At 58.3% G+C, this 20,646-nt stretch carries 18 protein-coding genes; 8 read left to right on the forward strand and 10 right to left on the reverse strand.

Going from position 1 to position 20,646, the window contains the following annotated elements; all coding sequences use genetic code 11:
- Positions 1–9: 9 nt before the first annotated feature.
- Together panC and panB are read right to left on the reverse strand one after the other, a co-directional pair.
- The gene (gene panC, locus OHL22_RS08935) at positions 10–849 is read right to left on the reverse strand and encodes a pantoate--beta-alanine ligase (RefSeq protein WP_263335744.1); all 840 of its coding nucleotides are present in this window, start codon (positions 847–849) and stop codon (positions 10–12) included.
- A gap of 95 nt (positions 850–944) precedes the next feature.
- A complete protein-coding gene (panB, locus tag OHL22_RS08940; protein ID WP_263335745.1) occupies positions 945–1,841 on the reverse strand; it encodes a 3-methyl-2-oxobutanoate hydroxymethyltransferase in 897 nt (298 codons plus the stop codon).
- Between the two features lie 143 nt (positions 1,842–1,984).
- On the opposite strand from panB, the gene OHL22_RS08945 reads away from it, so the two are divergent.
- A complete protein-coding gene (locus tag OHL22_RS08945) occupies positions 1,985–2,722 on the forward strand; it encodes a polysaccharide deacetylase family protein (protein ID WP_263335747.1) in 738 nt (245 codons plus the stop codon).
- Here OHL22_RS08945 and hemL read toward each other — a convergent pair whose 3' ends face one another.
- Positions 2,723–4,021: a glutamate-1-semialdehyde 2,1-aminomutase gene (gene hemL, locus OHL22_RS08950; RefSeq protein ID WP_263335748.1), complete on the reverse strand. Its 1,299-nt coding sequence runs from the start codon at positions 4,019–4,021 to the stop codon at positions 2,723–2,725. It lies immediately after the preceding gene.
- A 144-nt stretch (positions 4,022–4,165) separates the two neighbouring features.
- Between hemL and purM the strand changes: the two genes are divergently transcribed.
- The 3 genes from purM to OHL22_RS08965 all read left to right on the forward strand — a co-directional run bounded on the left by purM (position 4,166) and on the right by OHL22_RS08965 (position 6,542).
- Positions 4,166–5,245 carry a phosphoribosylformylglycinamidine cyclo-ligase gene (gene purM / locus OHL22_RS08955; RefSeq protein ID WP_263335751.1) on the forward strand — a complete coding sequence of 360 codons (1,080 nt, stop codon included), beginning with the start codon at positions 4,166–4,168 and terminating at the stop codon, positions 5,243–5,245.
- On the forward strand, positions 5,242–5,874 hold the full coding sequence (gene purN / locus OHL22_RS08960) for a phosphoribosylglycinamide formyltransferase (protein WP_263335754.1): 633 nt from the start codon (positions 5,242–5,244) through the stop codon (positions 5,872–5,874). The genes purM and purN overlap by 4 nt, the downstream gene beginning before the upstream one ends.
- Positions 5,875–6,263: 389 nt before the next feature.
- Entirely contained in the window at positions 6,264–6,542 is a 279-nt protein-coding gene (locus tag OHL22_RS08965) for a hypothetical protein (protein ID WP_263335757.1), read from the forward strand.
- Positions 6,543–6,942: 400 nt separating this feature from the next.
- Here the strand turns inward: OHL22_RS08965 and OHL22_RS08970 are convergent, their stop codons facing one another.
- The 3 genes from OHL22_RS08970 to OHL22_RS08980 all read right to left on the reverse strand — a co-directional run bounded on the left by OHL22_RS08970 (position 6,943) and on the right by OHL22_RS08980 (position 9,791).
- Entirely contained in the window at positions 6,943–8,106 is a 1,164-nt protein-coding gene (locus OHL22_RS08970; RefSeq protein ID WP_263335760.1) for a S1C family serine protease, read from the reverse strand.
- Between the two features lie 72 nt (positions 8,107–8,178).
- Positions 8,179–8,871, reverse strand: coding sequence for a dephospho-CoA kinase (coaE, locus tag OHL22_RS08975; RefSeq protein ID WP_263335763.1), 693 nt, complete (start codon positions 8,869–8,871; stop codon positions 8,179–8,181).
- 5 nt (positions 8,872–8,876) lie between these two features.
- Positions 8,877–9,791: a bifunctional 5,10-methylenetetrahydrofolate dehydrogenase/5,10-methenyltetrahydrofolate cyclohydrolase gene (locus OHL22_RS08980; RefSeq protein WP_263335769.1), complete on the reverse strand. Its 915-nt coding sequence runs from the start codon at positions 9,789–9,791 to the stop codon at positions 8,877–8,879.
- A gap of 103 nt (positions 9,792–9,894) precedes the next feature.
- On the opposite strand from OHL22_RS08980, the gene OHL22_RS08985 reads away from it, so the two are divergent.
- Positions 9,895–11,949, forward strand: coding sequence for a PP2C family protein-serine/threonine phosphatase (locus OHL22_RS08985; protein WP_263335772.1), 2,055 nt, complete (start codon positions 9,895–9,897; stop codon positions 11,947–11,949).
- Between the two features lie 65 nt (positions 11,950–12,014).
- Entirely contained in the window at positions 12,015–14,096 is a 2,082-nt protein-coding gene (locus OHL22_RS08990; RefSeq protein ID WP_263335773.1) for a PP2C family protein-serine/threonine phosphatase, read from the forward strand.
- Positions 14,097–14,223: 127 nt separating this feature from the next.
- Here OHL22_RS08990 and OHL22_RS08995 read toward each other — a convergent pair whose 3' ends face one another.
- Positions 14,224–14,679, reverse strand: coding sequence for a hypothetical protein (locus OHL22_RS08995; RefSeq protein ID WP_263335776.1), 456 nt, complete (start codon positions 14,677–14,679; stop codon positions 14,224–14,226).
- Between the two features lie 299 nt (positions 14,680–14,978).
- Between OHL22_RS08995 and OHL22_RS09000 the strand changes: the two genes are divergently transcribed.
- Both OHL22_RS09000 and OHL22_RS09005 read left to right on the forward strand, forming a co-directional pair.
- The gene (locus tag OHL22_RS09000) at positions 14,979–15,284 is read left to right on the forward strand and encodes a helix-turn-helix transcriptional regulator (protein WP_263335779.1); all 306 of its coding nucleotides are present in this window, start codon (positions 14,979–14,981) and stop codon (positions 15,282–15,284) included.
- Between the two features lie 11 nt (positions 15,285–15,295).
- Complete coding sequence (locus tag OHL22_RS09005; RefSeq protein ID WP_263335783.1) at positions 15,296–15,892, forward strand: hypothetical protein; 597 nt, start codon at positions 15,296–15,298, stop codon at positions 15,890–15,892.
- 12 nt (positions 15,893–15,904) lie between these two features.
- On the opposite strand, the gene tyrS is transcribed toward OHL22_RS09005, so the two are convergent.
- From tyrS to OHL22_RS09020, 3 genes are all read right to left on the reverse strand, one after another.
- A complete protein-coding gene (tyrS, locus tag OHL22_RS09010; protein WP_263335786.1) occupies positions 15,905–17,158 on the reverse strand; it encodes a tyrosine--tRNA ligase in 1,254 nt (417 codons plus the stop codon).
- A gap of 163 nt (positions 17,159–17,321) precedes the next feature.
- The gene (locus OHL22_RS09015; protein ID WP_263335790.1) at positions 17,322–19,928 is read right to left on the reverse strand and encodes a bifunctional YncE family protein/alkaline phosphatase family protein; all 2,607 of its coding nucleotides are present in this window, start codon (positions 19,926–19,928) and stop codon (positions 17,322–17,324) included.
- A gap of 100 nt (positions 19,929–20,028) precedes the next feature.
- The gene (locus OHL22_RS09020) at positions 20,029–20,505 is read right to left on the reverse strand and encodes a hypothetical protein (RefSeq protein WP_263335795.1); all 477 of its coding nucleotides are present in this window, start codon (positions 20,503–20,505) and stop codon (positions 20,029–20,031) included.
- Positions 20,506–20,646: the final 141 nt, after the last annotated feature.

The raw sequence follows: 20,646 nt of genomic DNA on the forward strand, positions 1-20,646 counted from the left end.
GCCAGTTTGCTACAGCACGCAATTATCGATAAGCCGAGTCGAACCTACCCACGCCGCAACGGCAAATAACGAACCCGCCTCAGCTTTCTCCACCGGCAGCAGCGTCTCCCAATCAACCAGCGCAATATAATCGACACGCACCTGAGGCTCTTTCAAGAACTCCACCCGCGCTAAAGAGATCAGCTTGCCAGCATCAGTTTCCCCGCCACGATAAGCGCTCTCGACCGCTCGCACCGCCCTGCTCAGTACAAGCGCCTGCCAACGTTCATCCGGGCTCAGATACCGGTTCCGCGAGCTCAACGCCAGCCCATCAGGCTCGCGAACGATCGGACAAATAATCAACTCCAGCGGCAATCCCAGATCCGCCGTCATGCGCCGCAGCACGGCAACCTGCGCCGCATCCTTCTGGCCAAAGTAAGCGCGGTCCGGTTCAGCAGCGATAAAAAGCTTCGCCACCACCGTAGCCACGCCACGAAAATGCCCCGGCCGCGATCCACCATCCAGCCGATTGCTCAGCCCTTCCACTTCAACAAATGTCGCAGCTCCCGCTCGGTACATCTCTTCTGGAGCGGGCGCAAACACCGCATCCACGCCTTCAGCTTCGAGCAGTGCACAATCCGCCTCAAACGTCCGCGGATATTTCGCGAAATCCTCATTCGGCCCAAACTGCGTCGGATTTACAAAGATGCTTGCAACCACCGCCGAATTACCCGCTCTTGCTGCACGCACCAAAGTCAGATGTCCATCATGCAGCGCACCCATCGTCGGCACCAGCCCAACTGTGCCCTGCTTTACATGAACCGCACGCGACCAGGCGCGCAATTCTTCAATCGTTTTAAAAATCAGCATGGAAATCCTTCATGTATCCAAGCAGGCCCGCTCATTGACAGACCGGTGCTTTGCAACTTGCTCAACATTGGATGATTCAAAAAGCGAGGCGCTTCTTACCGGTCACTCGCCGTAACAGCCGCACGCATCGCAGCAGGCAGATGGTAGCTCTCCGCATCGGACGGAAACGCTCGGCGCTCCACATCTTCGCGATAATGCTCAACCGCATCGCGCATCACCGCAGCCATATCCGCATACTGCCGCACAAACTTGGCATGCGGAGCAAAAGTCATATTGAGCATGTCATGCAGCACCAGGATCTGCCCATCGCACTCCGGCCCCGCGCCAATGCCAATCGTAGGAATTGCGAGCTCAGCCGTGATGTCTGCTGCAACCTCACGTGGTACGCCTTCCAGCACAATCGCTCCCGCACCAGCTTCTGCAAGAGCAACCGCATCCGCTCGCAATTGCAGCGCAGCCTCTGCAGTCTTGGCCTGCACCTTGTATCCGCCCATGCGATGCACGCTCTGCGGAGTAAGCCCCAGATGCCCGACCACAGGAATCTCGGCCTCCGTCAGAGCGCGCACCAGCTCCACACGCGGCCCTTCAATCTTCACCGCCTCAGCGCCTGCCTCTTTTACAAACCGAACCGCGTTGGCTACGCCCTCTGAAATCGTCCCGTGATAGCTCCCGAAAGGCATATCAGCAACCACCAGCGCGCGGCGTACTGCCCGTCGAACAGCACGCGTGTGATGCAGCATTTCATCCACCGTAACCGCCAGCGTATTGTCATGGCCCAGCACCACCATGGCGAGCGAATCACCGACGAGGATCATGTCGATTCCCGCTTCATCCACCAGGCGCGAGGTCGCATAGTCATAAGCCGTCAGCGCAGTAATGGGCTTGCCTTCGCGCTTCATTCCTGCAAGCGCCGGCATCGTAACTTTGGTTGTAAGGGAATTAGTGGGAGCAGCCGCGTTCCGGCCCTCGGCGGGGAATGTAGTAAGGCTCATGGCATCTCCAGTGCCGCTCCGTTCACTCAGGATGCGGTCCGAACCAAGAAGAGTCTACGCCGGAAGACCAACCGGCGCAAAACCCTCTGACTCTTAGATTCCCGTAAACTGAGACTCGTTGCAATTCACAGAGGCAGAGGCGAATGTTAGGCGAAATGATCGAAATCGGCGCATCCATCGCAGCTTTCGCCGGAGCCGCTGCGGGAGGCTATTCGTACGCCTCGCTTGCGCCCTGGTCGACGCTTTTCGGCGGAGCGCTTACCGCGCCATCCAATCCAGTCTCCGGTCCGCGCCAGATCGCGCTAACCTTCGATGATGGCCCCAACCCGCGCATGACTCCTCAATTGCTCGATCTACTTGAAAAAAACAAGATCAAAGCGACTTTTTTTCTAATCGGCAGCTATGCCACGCAGCAGAAAGAGCTTGCACGGCGCATCCATGCCGCAGGCCACGCAATCGGCGATCATACCTGGACCCACCCAAATCTCTCGCGCACTGGCGCAGCCAAAACGCGTGAAGAGCTAAGCCGCACCAAGGACGCCATAGAACAATTACTCGGAGCGCCGGTGACGCTATTCCGGCCGCCCTTTGGCGCGCGCCAGCCTGCCACCTTTCGCATTGCACGCGAATTGGGCCTTACGCCGGTGACCTGGAACATCATTGGCAACGACTGGAAAGCTGAATCTTCCGAGTACATCACAGCGCGGATTAATCGGCAGATCGCCCGAAACGATCGCCAGGGCAACGCTACCAACCTGGTCCTGCATGACGGCAGTCACCGTGCCCAGGGAATGGATCGCTCGTTCACCATCGAAGCAGTGCGCAGGCTCATCGCCAGCAGTACAGATCGCCACTTCGTAACGCTCGACGCCTGGCTCTGATTAAGCCGTGACCGCAGCAAAGGCCGCGCGCGCCGCGGCGATAGTCGCTTCTATTTCAACCTGCCCATGCGCCGTCCCAAGAAACGCCGCCTCAAACTGCGATGGCGGCAGCCAAACTCCAGACTCCAGCATGCTGCGATGAAACGCCGCAAAGGCCGCTGTATCGCTGCGCGCCGCCTCGGAGTAGTTCGTAACCGCACTGTCACCGAAAAACCAGGTCCACATCGCTCCAACGCGGTTGGTCATGATCGCAATACCCGCATTGGCTGCTTCCGCCGCAACACCCTCCGCCACCGCCTTAGAAGTCTCTTCAAGTTTCGGATAAACCTCTACGGCGTGCTCTCTCAAATAGCCCACCGTAGCGATGCCCGCGGCCATAGCCAGCGGATTACCGCTCAGCGTCCCCGCCTGGTACACCGGCCCCAGCGGTGCCAGTAGATCCATAAACTCCCGTTTGCCGCCAAACAATCCGCAGGGAAGCCCTCCGCCGATAATCTTGCCCAGCGTCACCAGATCCGCGTCGATACCGTACAACTCAATCACCCCGCCCAGCGCCAACCGGAAACCCGTCATCACCTCATCCACAATGAACAGCGCACCATGACGCGACGTTAGCTTTCGCAGGCCATCCAGATACCCTTCGCCCGGCGGAATACATCCCGCATTGCCCACCACTGGTTCAAGAATCACCGCAGCAATCTCACCTGGATACTGCTCAAAAGCCTCGACTACGGCATCGAGATCGTTAAACGGCAAGGCCAGCGTCAGAGACGCCACTTCTTCCGGCACACCCGCCGATCCCGGAATGCCCAGCGTCGCCACGCCGGAACCTGCTTTCACCAGCAACCCATCCGAATGCCCGTGATAGCAGCCCTCAAACTTGATAATCCGCTTACGCCCCGTCGCAGCCCGCGCCACGCGAATCGCCGACATCGTCGCTTCCGTCCCGGAGCTGACAAAACGCATCTTCTCGATCCCCGGATAGCAGGCCTGCACCAGCTCACCCAGGTCGCCTTCCGCACCGGTCGAAGCGCCAAAACTCGCTGAGTTCCGCGCCGCCCGCTCAATCGCCTCCACCACCGGCGGAAAAGCATGGCCCAGAATCATCGGCCCCCACGAGCCGAAGTAGTCGATATAGCGATTCCCGTCTGCGTCGTACAGATACGCACCCTCGGCCCGCGCCACAAACGGCGGCTCACCGCCCACCGAGCGAAAACCGCGCACCGGCGAATTTACACCCCCGGGAAACAGCTTTTCCGCTCTCTGCTGCAACTGCCGCGAACGCTCGTGCACCGCCATCGTTTACTCCTTATCTCTCAGCTCAAGTATAAGTAGCAGCCAACCAGAGCGTGCTGTGCAAACACCTCCCGATTTGCGCTGATAGAATCGGAGCTTACGGCTCGCACAGTCCGGCCGGAAAACCCCTCCCTGAAAGGCTATCCATTGCCCGGCTCAGACGCGATTTCCGCTGCCCATAAGTCCGTTACCTACGCTGATGCAGGTGTCGATATCTCGTCCGGCGACCGCACCAAGGAGCGCATCAAGTTCCTCGCCAAGCGCACCTTCAACCGCAACGTCCTCGGCGGCATCGGCGGTTTCGGAGCGCTTTTCCAGCTAGACCTCAAGAAATGGACAGAGCCCATCCTCGTCAGCTCCGCCGACGGTGTGGGCACCAAGCTCAAGCTGGCTTTTGAATTAGGCATACATAACACCGTCGGCGCGGATCTGGTAAACCACTGCGTCAACGATATTGCCGTGCAAGGTGCAGCACCGCTCTTCTTCCTCGATTACCTGGCCACAGGCCGTCTTGACGCCTCGATAACTGAGCAGGTCGTCGAAGGTCTCGCTGACGCCTGCAAAGCCAACGGCTGCGCGCTCATCGGCGGCGAAACAGCGCAGATGCCCGGCTTCTATGGTGACGGCGAATACGACCTCGCCGGATTCATCGTCGGAGCGGTCGAAAAGAGCAAGCTCATCACCGGCGCCACCATCGTACCCGGCGACATCCTCATCGGCCTGCCCTCCACCGGCCTGCACACCAACGGCTATTCCCTCGCACGCAAACTTTTCTTCGAAGTCGCGAAATACAAGCCCACGCAATACATCGGAGCCATCGGCGACAAAGCCGGCAACGCGCTCATGAAGGTGCACCGCAGCTATCTCGCCATTGTGCAGAAGCTGGTTAACGCAGGCCTCGTCGCCGGCATGGCCCACATCACCGGCGGAGGCATCACTGAAAACCTGCCCCGCGTCCTTCCTAAAGGCACCGCCGCGCACGTCGAGCTCGGCTCATGGCCTGTCCTGCCCATCTTCGAGCACCTGCGCGAGCTCGGCCAGGTGCCGCAGGACGAGATGATGCGCACCTTCAACATGGGCGTCGGCATGATCGTCGTCGTTCCCGCCGACAAATTCAGCAAAGCAAAAGCTCTGCTCAACCGTGCCGAAGAAAAATTCCACGTCATCGGCCGCATCATCAAAGCCGACAAAAACGATAAGGACAGCCGCAGGGTGCTCTACTCATGAGCTCTGCCGAACCCGCCTCGAAAAAGCGACTCGGCATCCTGCTCTCAGGCCGCGGATCGAACTTCCTCGCCATCGCGCGCTCCATCCGCGAAGGCCGCCTGCCCAACGCTGAGATTGCCATCGTCATCTCCAACGTCGCCGATGCCCCAGGACTCGAAGCCGCGCGCGAACTCCGCCTTTCCACCGCACAATTCATCTCCAAAGGCCGCAAGCGTGCCGAGCACGATGCCGACGTCGCAGCCTGCCTGCGCAAGCACAACGTCGATCTCATCATCCTCGCCGGCTACATGCGCCTGCTCTCACCCGAATTCATCGCCGCCTTCCCCAACCGCATCCTCAACATCCACCCATCACTGCTGCCTGCCTTTCCCGGCCTCGATGCGCAAACGCAGGCCTTCGACTACGGCTGCAAAATCGCCGGATGTACCGTCCATTTCGTCGATGAACACCTCGACCACGGCGTCATCATCCTCCAGCACGCCATCCCCGTGCTCGAAACCGACGACGCCCACTCGCTCGCAGACCGCATCCTCGCCGAAGAACACATCGCCTACACCGAAGCCATCGCTCGCGTCCTCTCCAGCGAATATCACTTCGAGAACCGTCGCTATGTTCAGAACAAAGCGTAGTCGCGGCGTGTCAAGCCGCTAAATACCAGTAGCTCCCATAAATAACGCAAAATCATGCATTTATGCGACGCCCCCCTTTGCGTAAAATTTACCCTTGAACGCCTAAGCTGAAAAGTGGCCGGGAAGATCCGCATGCGCGGCGATGCCATGCAATGCAGCCCTCCCCTGAGTCAGCTCTCCTCCAGCAACCTCTACGGCAAATCAATCGCAAGCCGCACGCGCTTCGCATAGCGACGACGCACGCACACAGGTGTTGCCCGGAGAGAAAGCTGTCAATCGCTCGTGCTCGTCACGAGATGGTGGCGCGTCGCGCGGCACGCGGAGATACCCGGCCATAAATCCATGCCTGGTGCGCATCGCGCGCCGGGCAGAATGAGGTTCCAAATCGTATGGCAAACATCCTGTTGAACATCGAAAAAGGCATCGAAATCGGCGCTGCCGACGCACTCAAGTGGCTCGGCCACGCGCAGACCGCAATCTCGGCAGCTCCTGCCGTCGTCGCCGGTCTCGCCACTCTCATCAGCACTCTCGATAAGCCGCTCACCGATGTCAGCGGCGTCATCGCCAATCCACTCAACATCCCTCTCGATATCCAGACTGCCAACGATCTCAAAGCCGTCTGGCCACAGATCAAAACTTTTCTGGGCACTCTGGGCGTCAAGTTCTAGGCAGGAAATTCGCTCAGAAACAAAAGGGCTGCGTCCAACCAGACGCAGTCCATGCAGTGCTTTCTTACCACCAACTTGTCATCCTGAACCTAGTGAAGGATCTGCTTTTGCTCTTGCTTTTGCTTTCGTCTTTGCTTTTGTTTTTGCTGTTGCTTTTCTATCTGTCATCCCCGAAGAGGATCTGCTTTTCCGTGGACAAGCATCAAAGCTCCATCAACATGCCTTTGTTATTGTCCTTGCATTTGCATTTGCATTTGCATTTGCATTTGCATTTGCAGTTGCAGTTGCTTTTGCCTTTGCAGTTGTCCTTAAGGTAGGCCGGGGATTCATCCCCGGTATCAGACCAACACCATCGGTAGGGCTTTAGCCCCTGAGGCGAGTTTTCACCTTCGTCAGGCCCCTAAGCATTCATATCGTGCGCATCGCCAAGCTGCAGCCGCACTTCCATCTTCCTGCGACCCCGATACAGTGTCACCGAAACGGTATCGCCCGGCTGATGCTTCTCCATGACCGCGCCAATGTCTGACGTGTCCTGAATCTCCCTGCCGTCAATTCCCACAATCAAATCCCCGCCAATCAGGATCGACATGTTGCCGAGATAGGCCTCTTCGTTGCCTCCGCGAATACCGGCTCGATCCGCCGCTCCGCCTTGAACAACCTTCTCCACCAGTACGCCTGAAACCGCAGGTAATCCCATCTGTTCCGCCACATCCGGTCCAATGGCAAGCGATGTAATCCCCAGCGAAGGCCGCCGCACCCGCCCGTAGCGCATGAAGTCGTTCAGCACCGCCTTGGCCGTGTTGATCGGAATGGCAAATCCGATGCCCGAGCTCTGCTCCGCGCCACCCGTCGCAATCATGGTGTTGATGCCGATCACTTCGCCGCGCGAGTTCAGCAGCGGCCCCCCCGAGTTGCCCGGATTGATCGCCGCATCCGTCTGAATCGCATCCTCAATCGGCGAGCCCTGCGGCCCGCGCACCGAGCGAATCGAGCTGATGATGCCGCGCGTCATCGTTCCGCTCAACCCAAACGGATTGCCGATGGCATACACCTTTTGCCCCACCATCAGGCTCGTAGAATCAGCCAGCGTCACCGGCTGCAGATTCGGAGCATTAATCTGCAGCAGCGCCAGATCATGCACCTTGTCCGAGGCAACGATCGTCGCCTTGTAGGTGTGCTTGTCGTGCGTCTTAACTTCAATGCGGTTCGCATCGGCGATCACATGGAAATTCGTCAGCACATGTCCCGCGCGATCAAGAATGAAGCCCGATCCCTGACCCTCTTGCGGCACCTCGCCATAAAAAAAGTTAAAAGAGACCGACCGTGATGTAATGTTCACCACCGAGTCGACGGTCTTCTTGTAAACCACAATATTGTTCTGCTCTTCAGCATCAAAAGCGGGCGCAGCCTGAGCTTCCGTCAACTCCAGCGGCGATCTGGTCACACTCGTTCCATGCAGACCCAATCCACCCACCGCATCGACAAGATGATCCGGAAAATGACTGGTAACCCACCAGAATCCACCTACAAGCAATACAACCAGCAGCAATCGGCGCAAGCGCATACCTCTTTCCAAGCCTTTCCACAACGAGGCGCAAGCTGCAGTCTTCTTAGACCGGCTCGTCGCCCGCTGTTTCTATTGTATGAACTCAGTATTCCGCAAATTGTTGCCGAGCTCCCGCAGCTGCATCCAAACCGCATCCACCTGCCGCTTCAGGTCCTCAAAATCCCCGGAATTTTCAATCACGTAGTCGGCGCGCGATTTCTTCACTGCATCGCTCAACTGCTGCGCCAGCCGCGACCGCGCATCGGCGGCAATCTTCTCGTCCCACGCTCCTGGCGAAAGCCGCGCCACATAGCGCGCAATCTTCACCTCATCAGGAGCCGCAACCACAATCACGCGATCAAATCGCCTGCGCCAGTAAGTCAGAATCCCCTCCGACTCACCCCTCAGCCGCGCATCGCGTTCCACCTCAAAAATCAGCGCCGACTCCACCACCGCCACGGCCTTTGGATCGCGCAGATACACCTGTCGCATCCAGTCGCCCTGCGCCGCAATCACCGCCGGATGCACAATCGCATTCAGCTCATGCAGCCGCCCTCCGCGAAAAGCCAGCTCCGCCAGCCGTGCGCGGTCCAGATGCCCATCCGGCCCAACCACCTCCGGCCCGAAGACTTCGACAATCTCGTCAAAAACTGCGTGCCCCGGCTCCATCAGCTCCCGGCCCACCTCATCCGCTTGAATGACCTCAGCGCCCAGCTCCTTCAGATAGCTCGAGACGGTGCTTTTCCCGCTCCCCAGGCCACCTGTCAATCCCACTCGCACCATCGCAGCTAAAGCCCCCGCCGCAGCCGCGCTGCCCGCACCGTGTTCGCCATCAGCATCGCAATCGTCAGCGGTCCCACCCCACCCGGAACCGGCGTATACGCTCCCGCAATCTCAAACGCCTTGGGATGCACGTCGCCCACAATCGTCGATCCGCGCCTCGCAAAGATATCAGCGCGCTTGCCGTCACCCGCAAAGTACTTCTCAAACTCCACCGGATCGGTAATGCGGTTAATGCCCACATCAATCACCGTCGCCCCCGGCTTCACCATCTCTGGGGTAATGAATCCCGGCCTTCCAATCGCCGCCACCAGAATGTCCGCCTCACGCGTCACCTCTGGCAGATCACGGGTCTTCGAGTGGCAAATCGTCACCGTCGCATTCTCATGCAGCAGCAGCATCGCCGCCGGCTTGCCCACAATATCGCTGCGTCCCACCACCACCGCACGCTGCCCCGCGATCGGGATGCCGCTGCGCTTCAAAATCTCCACCACTCCAGATGGAGTACACGGAGCCAGCGCTGGCCGTCCCGCCTGCAGTCTGCCCGCATTCACAGGATGAAACCCATCCACATCCTTTTCCGGCATCACAGAATCCAGCAGCAACTTGGTATCCACCTGCTTCGGCAGCGGCAGCTGAATCAGAATGCCATCGACATCCTCGCGCGCGTTCAGATTGGCGACCAGCTTCAACGTCTCTTCCGTTGTCACCGTCTCCGGCGGCTCAATCATCTCGCTGAACAGCCCCAGCTCGCCGCACGTCTTCACCTTGCTGCGGACATACAGCTCCGACGCCGGATCATGCCCCACCAGCACCGCGGCCAGCCCAGGCTTGATTCCCTGCTCCGCCAGCTTCTTTACATCCTCGGCGACCTCTGCTTTAATCTCCGCCGCAATCGCCGTACCATCCAGAATTCGACTCATTCGCAACTCGACTCCCAACTTGCCATCCTAACAACTCACCATCAGCCTCGCACGTCTACCAATGCTAAGTAGCGGTACACGATACTGGAGTTATCCTGACCACATGCCTCTGCGCCCGCAGCGTTCCTGGGTCTTCGCAGCTCTCCTTCTGAGCCTGGCCACCGTGCTCGCGCAGCCATCCCCTGGCATCGCCGCTGCTCCATCCATGCTCGACCTTAAGGATGTCGGCAAAGGCGCGGTTCCCATCGATGGCTCCTGGCTCTTTCAAACCGGCGACAACCCTTCGTGGTCCTCGCCCGCCCTCGATGACTCATCCTGGTCGACCATCCGGCCCGACGAACCATGGGGCCTGCAAGGACATCCCGCCTATTCCGGATTCGCCTGGTATCGCCGTCACATCCGCATTACCGCAGCCCCAGGCGAAACCGGCGAATTCCTGATTCTCATGCCCGCCATCGACGATGCCTATCAGGTCTTCTGGAACGGCATAGAAATCGGCCACATCGGAACCCTGCCACCACGCGCATCATGGCCCGCTACCCGCGCACCACACATCTTCAGCTTTCCCGGACCCGGCGCTGGCGTGCTCGCTGTCCGCGTCTGGAAAGACCCACCCGGATCGAGCGATTCCGGAGCTATCGGCGGCTTTCGCGACACCCCCATGATCGGCAATGCCGACTCCATTCAGGGACAGATGGCGATCTCCAACTACGCAAATCTGCTCGGCAACGCCTATTCCATCGGCATCAACCTGCTCTACGGGCTTGTCTCCCTCATTGTCTTCATCGCATGGTTCCGCAACCGTCAATACACCATCCTGCTCTGGTTCGCCATCTTCACCGGATGCCCCTCGCTATGGGGCGCCTTCTACACCCTGCGCATGCCCATCGACGCGACCGTCGCTTCAGGCCTGCTGCAACCCCTCTTTGCCCTGCGCAACATTGCTCTCTGGTACCTGCTGCTGGAGTTGCTGCAAGTAGACAAGGATTCCCCACTCCGCCGCTGGGCGCGCGTGCTCGCCATCATCTCCATCGCCTGCGGCACACTGGACGGTGTCCTCAACTTTCTCTACTACTTCATCGGTTGGTATGACCACCCCTGGATCGACATTACGGATGCCATCCTCACCACCGTCACCACGGCAGTCGAAGTCTTTCCGCTCGTCATCGTTGCCCTCGCCATCCGCCGTAAACTCAGCCCCGAGCGCTGGGCCGTTGCTTCCGCAGCCTTCTTCTCCCACATGCTGCTGGTCGTCACCGCAGCCAGCCAGCAGGGGCAACGGTTCACCCACTGGTCGATCTCCAACAATCTCAGCCAGCCGCTCTTTTCGCTCTTCGGTACCTACTTCACCCCGCCCATCCTCGCCGACACCATACTCTTCATCGCCATCCTCTACGCCCTCTACCGCTATGGACGCGAACAGTCTCGCAAGCAGAGCCTGCTCGCGGCAGATCTCCAGCGCGCTCGTGAAATCCAACAGGCGCTCATCCCCGAAGCCATCCCTCCCATCGAAGGCTTCACCATCACCAGCGCCTATCAACCAGCTCAAGACGTAGGCGGCGACTTCTTCCAGGTAATCCCCTGCGAAGACGGCTCCATCCTCATCGCGCTAGGTGACGTCAGTGGCAAAGGCCTCCAGGCCGCCATGAGCGTGTCCATGATCCTTGGCATCCTCCGCACTCTCGCCGATTCGACAAACAGCCCAGCCGAAATCCTCTCCGGGCTCAATCGCCGCATGTATCAGCGCATCGGCGATGGCTTCGCCACAGCTATCGTCGCGCGTGCATCTCTCGATGGAAACCTCACCTTCGCCAGCGCCGGTCATCTTCCGCCCTACCTCAACGGCAAAGAGCTCCAGATACCCGGCTCACTGCCTCTCGGCGTCGTCCCCGACCTTGCCTGCGAAGAAGTAACCATGCGCCTCTCCGCCAATTGCCAGCTAACTCTCTACACCGATGGCCTTCTCGAAGCTCGCAACGGCTCCGGCGAACTCTATGGATTCGCCCGTCTCAACACCCTCTTCGCCTCTCGTCCCAGTGCCGAAGACGCAGCCCAGGCTGCCGTCCGTTTCGGCCAGGAAGACGACATCACCGTTCTCACCCTCAACCGTTCGACCTCCCAGTCGCTGCGGCTCGATGAAAAGTTTGCTCCCATTTAGGAACACTTGTCGTCTTTCTCCTTTGTTGGTGCTCTAAACCCTTGAGAAAGCGATATTCTTCCCACATGCGTTCTAAACGCTGCCGGGCCTATTTATCTTTTGCTTTATTTGTAATTGCCTTATCCGTTGCAGTCGCCCAGAAGCCGTCCGTTTCCCCACAACGCAGCACGACCGCCATTTCTCCAATGGTGCTGCGTAACCTCGGCTCAGGAGCGATTCCACTTGACGGCATCTGGCAATTCCACACGGGAGACGATCCCGCGTGGGCCGACCCGTCTTTTGATGATTCCCAATGGGAACAGCTCACATCCGGTAAGCCCTGGGGCGAACAAGGCCACGCCAGCTACGCCGGTTTCGCCTGGTATCGCCGCCACATCTCGTCCGATCTCACAAGAAGCCCCGGCAATCTAGCCATCCTGATCCCTCACATCGACGACACCTACGAGCTGTACTGGAACGGCCGGCTCATAGGCAGTAATGGGAAACTTCCGCCACACCCGGCCTGGTATTCCGACTCGCAGCCTTCGCAGACCTTCGGCTGGCCGGTCCATGATTCGGGCGTTCTGGCTATACGCGTCTGGAAAGCGCCGCTGACAACCGAAGACAACGGCCTTCGTGGTGGCTTCGAAGCTCCTCCGTTAGTCGGTAGTTCTCAAGCCATCACAGCCGCAAAATCCGAGCTCGATTATCAATGGCTGCGCAGCCGTCAGTTCGTCTACGCCGAAGACCTCCTGTATTTCATCGTCGCATTGCTCGGTTTCCTGGCATGGCTGCGCGACCGGCACCAGTGGACACTACTCTGGATCGCCGGCTTTGCATTCGCCTCCATCACCCGCGTCGCACTCTATGGCATGGGATTTCCCATACCACGTTCCCTCGCTGATACTGTCGCCAGCCTTTCCTCTTCCATTCGCGATATCTCACTCTGGTTTCTGTTGTTAACGCTGCTTGACCTTCGCAATTCCCCAGGCATCGTACGCCTAACCCGCGCCTTCGCTGTAGCGAGCCTGTTATCGACAACCCTGGACGGTGTTGTCGTTATGTTCCTGTGGCCGTCCTCCACTTCGCACCATGAAGTGCTTCTGATCGACGCCTCTCTTACTGCGATCTATATCGTTACAGCCGCACTCCCGTTGTTCCTCGTTCTCTACGCATTTCAGCGCAACCTCGGGAAGGGTCTGGCTTCCCGCATCCTCGCCATCACGGCATTCGCCTGCGGCATGCTCCAGGTAGTGCAAAACATAGCGCCCCAGGGTAGCCGTTATACCCACTGGACCCTTTCCGATCGCATGTCCGCGCCGCTGTTCGTGCTCAACGGCAACGCTGTCTCATTTACCACCCTCGCCGGCCTGCTTCTTCTGGCAGCATTGGTCTTCGCCGTTTACCGGCACGCCCTCGACGATCGCCGTCGCCAGATCGCTCTGCAGCAGGAGTTCCGCAGCGCCCAGGAAGTCCAACAGGCTCTTATCCCCGAGGCCGAAGAGCGCGTCCCCGGTTTCATTCTCACCAGCTCCTATATCCCCGCAGCCGAGGTCGGCGGAGATTTCTTCCAGCTAATTCCCGCTGAGGGCGATTACGAAGGCTCCACTCTCGTGCTAATGGGAGACGTCAGCGGTAAAGGTCTAAAAGCTGCCCTCGTCGTCGCACTCATTGTCGGAGCTGTCCGCGCTCTCGCGGAAACAACTGCAAGCCCAGCCGAGATTCTCGCCGGCATTAACCGCCGCGTCTGCGGACGTCTCCAGGGCGGCTTCGTCACCTGCCTCGTCATGCGCCTCGACTCCGACGGCAACTGCGTCATCGCTAACGCCGGCCATCCGCCACCATTCCTCAATCACAAGGAAATGGAAACGCCCGGAGCATTGCCGCTCGGTCTCATCAACGGTGTTTTGTACCATGAGCTGCGCTTCGAAATTCAAGCGGAAGACCGGCTCAGCCTCTACACCGACGGCCTTCTCGAAGCCCGCAGCGAAAGCGGAGAGATCTATGGCTTCGAACGTGTGCATGCTCTCTTCGCGCGCAAGCCCAGTGCAGCCGAAGCTGCCCAGGCCGCGCTCGATTTCGGCCAGGAAGACGACATCACCATCCTGACCCTGACCCGCCTGGAAGAACCAATTACCCAGACAAGCCAGGTCAGCTACGCCATTTGATTGGGAGAACGGAGACATCAAGAGCAAGCAGAAACATCGGAAGTGTTTTTGTCTTTCTGTCTGTCATTCCCGCAGGGAATTCGCTTTTCCCTGACAAACCATCGATCACTTCACATCACACTCACTTCTACCGGATCGTATCCTTCAGCACATCCGCTTCCGCGGCATATGCCTCTTCCGTGCTCTTGCGCACCTGCTTCACGATCTTCGTCCACACCGGATTGAACTCGGCCGTTGGCAGGGTGCCTTCGGCAATCTGCTTCTCGTACTTCTCATAAGCACGAGTCCACTTCTGATACGACGGCAGTTGCTTCACCATCTCAAACGCCGCCGCCATCACCACGCCCACATCGCCCTTGTTCTCCTCGGCAACATGAGCATAGACCTCATCGTGATGTTCCTCGATCCACTGGAAAGCCACCGGCATCATCACTTCGCAAACCCAGAAGTTATAGGCATTCAACGCCTCAATGCCCGAGATCCATGACGGATGCATCTCCCAGTCCGGATGCACCCCCTTCAAGCTGAACTTCGGATGCTGCCTCGCAATCAATTCTGTTGTTTTCGTTTTGCATTGACCCATGGGGGAGTTCTCCTTTTGTTTTTCTTTGGAATGAATGTATCGATTGCTCTCAAAACAAGCCTTCTTCGACAAGCGCACACGTTCGTGGCGAAAAGAGAAGTCACTTTTCACTAGTTACCGAAGTAAGGTATCGAATTGGTGTGTTTATATCAGAACTGCGTATACGGCACGCGAAAAGATTCCCGATGTGCCTTTCCCGTCAATGGGATAGCTTCTGAATCGTCTCGAAATAGCGAGGAATTCCATCAGATCTCGTTTTCTTTCTTGACAGATCTATTGCTTATACGCAACATAATCATGTGAGTAATAACGGAAATCCGAGCAATCAGGCCGGCGAAAGCGGTCTCTACAACCGCATTTCCGTTCTGCGCGCCGAGCGCGGCATTACCCGGCAGCAGTTGGCCGATGCTCTCCACATCAACTATCAGACCATCGGTTTTCTCGAACGAGGCGATTACGGCCCCAGCCTCAAGCTGGCCTTTGGCCTCTCTGAATTCTTCAGTCTGCCCATCGAAGCCATCTTCTCGACCCGGCCATTCCAACCGCTAAGCCAACAGGTCTACGGCCGTCGCACCCCCGAAGATGATCCGTTCAATCACCAGTAAAAGGAGCAACTATGCGCGCGGAGCTGATCCTCTTCGGCAAACCCATCGATCTCTCCCGGCAACATCGCCGCCGCATCCTCGTCGTCTGCGTCTACGCGGCTCTGCTGCTGGCTCTTGCCTCTCTCGCATGGTTTGCCAGTACCCCCTCGAACCTGCTGGTCGGCTCAACCTATGTATTCTTTTTCACCCTCGGCATAAATTACGTTCTGCTGGGCGGCTATGCACGCAGCGGTCTCATCCGCGCATTTGCAAACACACCTCCGCCAGAGACGGCGCGGACGCCATTCATTCCCCTGGCCCTGCGCGTGCGTCCCATAGAAATCGTCGACACCGAATGGCGCAACGATGAGCGCGAACTTCAGGTTCGGGACCGGGCACACTACAGCGCTTATCAGGTCGTTTCGATAACTCTCGTTTTCATCTGGCTGTTGAATAGCTGGACCATCTCACCATTACGCTTCGTCAAATGGTGGCCGCAGACAATCGTGCACGACACAGCATCCCTGCTTGCACTCGTCGGCGTTCTCCTGTCCATCACGCTGCCTCAGGCCATCATCCTCTGGCGTGAGCCCGACATGGCAGAACTGCCCTTGGATGACGAGAACTGAAGCGAGACAGTCCTACTCAATCACCGCAGCCTTGGCCCGCTTTCCAAGCCGCACCACCAGCCGCGCCGGCAGCTTCTCCAGCGCAATCACCGGATTCGTCGCCGTCTCGCCATCCAGCTTCACAGCCTTCTCGGTAATCTTGCGGCTGGCCTCAGCGCCCGAAGCAGCCAACCCGAGCTTCACCAGCAGCTTCGGCAGCCGAATTCCCAGCGTCCCCGGAGGTCCAGACGGTCCGACCACATCGGCATAGACCACCGTCACCTCTTCCAGGTCTTCGGCAACTTCCTTCTGCTGGAACATCCGCGCCCAGTTCTCATCGGCACGTGCTGCGTCTTCCGCCGAATGAAAATCCGTCACAATCGCGCGCGCCAGCCGCTTCTTCGCATCCATCGGATGCAACGCGCCCGACGCAACCTCAGCCCGCATCGCATCGATCTCCGACTGCTTCAGATCCGTCAACAGCGTCCAGTACTTCCACATCAGCTCGTCCGAAATCGACATCAGCTTGCCGTACATCTCCGCCGGCGTCTCGTGAATGCCAACAGCATTCCCCAGCGACTTCGACATCTTCTGTCCGCCGCCCAGACCCTCAAGAATTGGCGTCATCAGCACAATCTGCGGCTTCTGTCCAAACACGCGCTGCAGCTCGCGCCCCGCCAGCAGATTGAACTTCTGGTCCGTGCCGCCCAGTTCCACATCGCACTCCAGAGCAACCGAGTCGTATGCCTGCATCACCGGATACAAAAACTCATGCAGACTGATCGGCTGCTCCGCCTCGTAGCGCTTGTGAAATTCGTCTCGCTCCAGCATCTGCGAAACGGTGAAGTTCGCAGTCAGCCGAATCGTTCCCTCAAAGCCCAGCTTGTCCAGCCACTCCGAGTTGAACCGCACCTCAGTCTTCGCACGATCCAGAATCTTGAAGACCTGCTCCTGGTACGTCTTCGCGTTCGCCTCAATCTGCTCGCGCGTCAGCGGCTTGCGCGTCACATTCCGCCCCGTCGGATCGCCGATCAGCGAAGTGAAGTCTCCCACCAGAAAGATCACCTGGTGCCCAAGCTGCTGAAAGTGCCTGAGCTTGCGCATCAGCACCGTGTGGCCTAGATGCAGATCCGGCGCCGTCGGATCGAACCCCGCCTTCACCCGCATCGGCCGGCCCGTCTTCCGGCTCTCTTCCAACCGCTCCCGCAGATCCGCTACGCGAATAATCTCCGCAGCACCCTTTTCGAGCAGATCAAGCTGCTCCTCAACCGGCAAAAACTGTGACATATCCTCTCAAGTATAAATTTCAAAAGACGCAACCGTGATCGAGATCAACCGATAGCGGGTGCCCCCGGTCTCGATTTTGAGACCGGGAACCACAAAAGCCAGCACGGCAATCCCGCTTCTGTTTTATTCCGAATTGAGACACTACCTGCAAACGGCAGCAGGCTTAATTTCCCCCGCGCCCAGCCGAAGTTTCCTCACGATCATCCGCATCGCCCGCTCCACTCGCGTCAACCAGCGGCCTGAAACGATGCACCGGCGAAGGCATCGGCGAATCCGCCCCCTTGATGCTCTTCCACAAAATCTCGTTCAGCGCGTGCATCGGCGCGCGATCCAGATCCGAAAAGTCCATCCGCTTGCTCTCCGCCGCACCATACGACCTGTCCGTATTCTTCATATTCACGTCAATCAGCGGCTGCATCACGTTAAATGGCGTCACCTCCGCCGCAGTGCCAAACGACGCATACATCGGCATCGCCGCCGCATCGTACTGGCTCATCGGCGGCAAGCCCAGCAACAGTTCGATCGATCGCACCATCGAGCTAGTCGAATACAGCGTGCTATCCACAATCCCGCGCTTAACGTAAGGACTGATCACCAGCCCCACCGTACGCCTCGCATCCACATGATCCGGCCCATCCTGCGCATCGTCTTCAATGATGAAAATCGCCGTATTTGGCCAGTAGCGGCTATGGCTCACCGCATCCACAAGCTGCCCGATCGCGTAGTCATTGTTCGCCACCATCGCCTGCGGAGTATAAGACCCCGGAGCCGTGCCATGCGTATGATCCTCCGGCATGCTCATCACAATGAAATTAGGCATCCGCTTGTTCGCATCAGAGCTGTCGAAGTTCTCCTCATATCCCTTGAAGTCGCGCAGAAAAACAGCCACATTCTCCGTGTCCCGCTGATGCGATCCCAGATAATCCTTCGACACATGCCCCATCAGTCCCTCAGCACCCGGCGCGGCATCCATCGTAGTGCCGGTGCTGGCCCGCGCCGCATATTCCCCATACGACCGATAAGTCAGCCCCTTGCGCTGCGCCTGATCCCACAGATGCCCCGCCGCAGGAATATAAGCACGCGAAGGAACAGCATTGCTGCGCCCCGCATACGTCGGCGGCCAGAAGCGTTCATTGAAATCCGTGGCATAAGCAGCATCCGACCACGAGTGCCCATCCACGCTCACCTCGCCATCGCAGTAAAGATTGTCCAGAATCACATACTGCTTCGCCAGCGCATGCTGGTTCGGCGTAATCTTCTCACCAAAAATCGTCAGCGCCGGATCGCCATTCGCATGCGGCAGATCGCCAAATTCCTGGTCGTACGTCCGGTTCTCCTTGATGATGTAAATCACATGCTGTATCGGCGTCTCCACTCCCACAGCGCGCGGAATAATTGTCGGCTCCGCCGGAGGCCTTGCCTCCGAAAGCAGCGAATCGTTATACGGCGTATTCTCGACCACCTCGCTCGTCCAATGCGCCAGCTTGTGCTCAAGCTCCGCCACGGACATAACCTCAACACTACCCGTCTGCACCGTCTTCACAGTCTCATCGCCATCCCACTTTGAAGCCAGCGGGCTGCCCGGTCCCTTGCGATCCGGATGCCCCGACTCACCCTTCGCCGTTCCGATATACAGCGTGCGCGCACCATCCGCCAGCACAAGCGCCGAAGGATACCAACCCGTAGGAATAAAACCCGCAACCGTACTATGCGAGCGATTGCCAATACGGATCACCGTAATCGAATTGTTATCGGCATTGGCCACATACAGCAGCTTGTGCGCCTCATCCAGCGCAAGCGCATCCGGCGTCGATCCCTCCGGCGCAAAAGGCGTCAGCGTCGTTGAAAGCCGTTCGATCACCTGCAGCGTGCGCGTATCGATCACATGCACCGTGTTGTCGTTCGAGCACGCAACAAAGAGCCGCCCATCCGCCGCAAGCTTCATATCGTTCGGATTGATGCCCACATGCAGCGTGCGAATTACCTTGTTGCTGCCGGTATCAATCACACTCACCGACTGGCTCGCCCAGTTCGAAACAAACAATCGCTTGCCATCCGGCGTCAGCACAAGCTGGTACGGATTAACCTCCACCGGAATCCGCGTCACGATGCTGCCCGTAGCTGCGTCAAAGACAACCACATTGCTCGGCCCCGCGCCAGTACCGCGATTTGCCGCATACAGCCAGTGCTTCGCCGGCAGATAAGCTACACCCGCCCACCACACCTCTTTCGGATCCACCGTCTCCAGCAATTGCCCCGTGGGCTTCTCGCTCAAACGCCCATCCGCATAAGCAAACTCATAAATCGGCGCGGCGCTCTGCTCAATCTTCTTCGCACCCGTCGCATTGCCGCCCGAAACATAAAGCGTCTTGCCATCCGGCGACCACGTCATTCCCAGCCACGTCGTCTTCAAATCGATATGCTCAATCAGCTTCTGCGTCCGCGTATCGAAGACATCCAGCCCATGCGGCTGATACCCCGAATGGCTCGCCACCACAATGCGCCCATCCGGCGACACCTTCATGTCCAGCACCAGATCGCCCACCGAAGCGATCGTCTTGCCCGCCGGAGTAATCCGCCAGCCATTCGGCAAAGCAAAGCCCCCAGGCACCGCATGCGGAGCCTGAGTAGTCGCCATTCCAACACGCGACACAGTCTCGGACGAGGAGTGCGCAGCGTCCTGCGCAATGAGTTTGGTTGAGAAGGCAAACACCGAGACAACGAACAGCATCAGCGCCAGAGCGGGAGAGAGTGTGAAGCGGCGGCTCATACCACCACATCTATCAACTCACCCATGCATGCATTGTCAGAGCACTGTCAAAATTCGTAGTCGCGCCAAATCGCGTAACCGCGCCATCCCACCGCGAACTTCACCGCGCGCACGAAGACGGCGTCTTATGCCCGTTCACCACCACCCAGCCATTGTCCGCCGTGGGATGCGTCGAGCAATGCACATCATGTATTCCGGCGACCCATTTCCCGTGCGTGATATACCCCTGTCCATAAGCAAACACAGAGTCACCCGCATTCGCTGACACCGCCCCATCCAGCGAATCGTTAATCGCAATCTGGATATACTTCGTTCCATCCTGCGGCAACTGCACCTTCACCGTGATGATGTGATGCGACCCATGCGGCCCGCCATTGTTCACCCGCGTCCCAGTCGACATCCCGCAAGCCATCACATTCTCCGTGTAACCCCTCGGATTGGCCTCAATCATCTGCTGCAGCTTCGCATTCACCTGAGGCGTACAAGCCGAAGGCACCGGCACATCACGCCCCTGCGCCAACGCCGCCCCAAGACTCAATCCGAACAACGCAACCGCAATCACAATCTTTCGTGTCATTTCTTACTCCTGTTCATGCGATTTATAACGCTACCATTCCCGCATCCAGGATGCGATGCATCTGCCAGGAAAAAGTGAAAATTCATCTGAAAATAGCAAGTCTTCCCCGCAAGCAGGTTGGATATACTTAGCGCACGACTT

Source organism: Acidicapsa dinghuensis, assembly GCF_025685685.1.
Lineage (GTDB): Bacteria > Acidobacteriota > Terriglobia > Terriglobales > Acidobacteriaceae > Acidicapsa > Acidicapsa dinghuensis.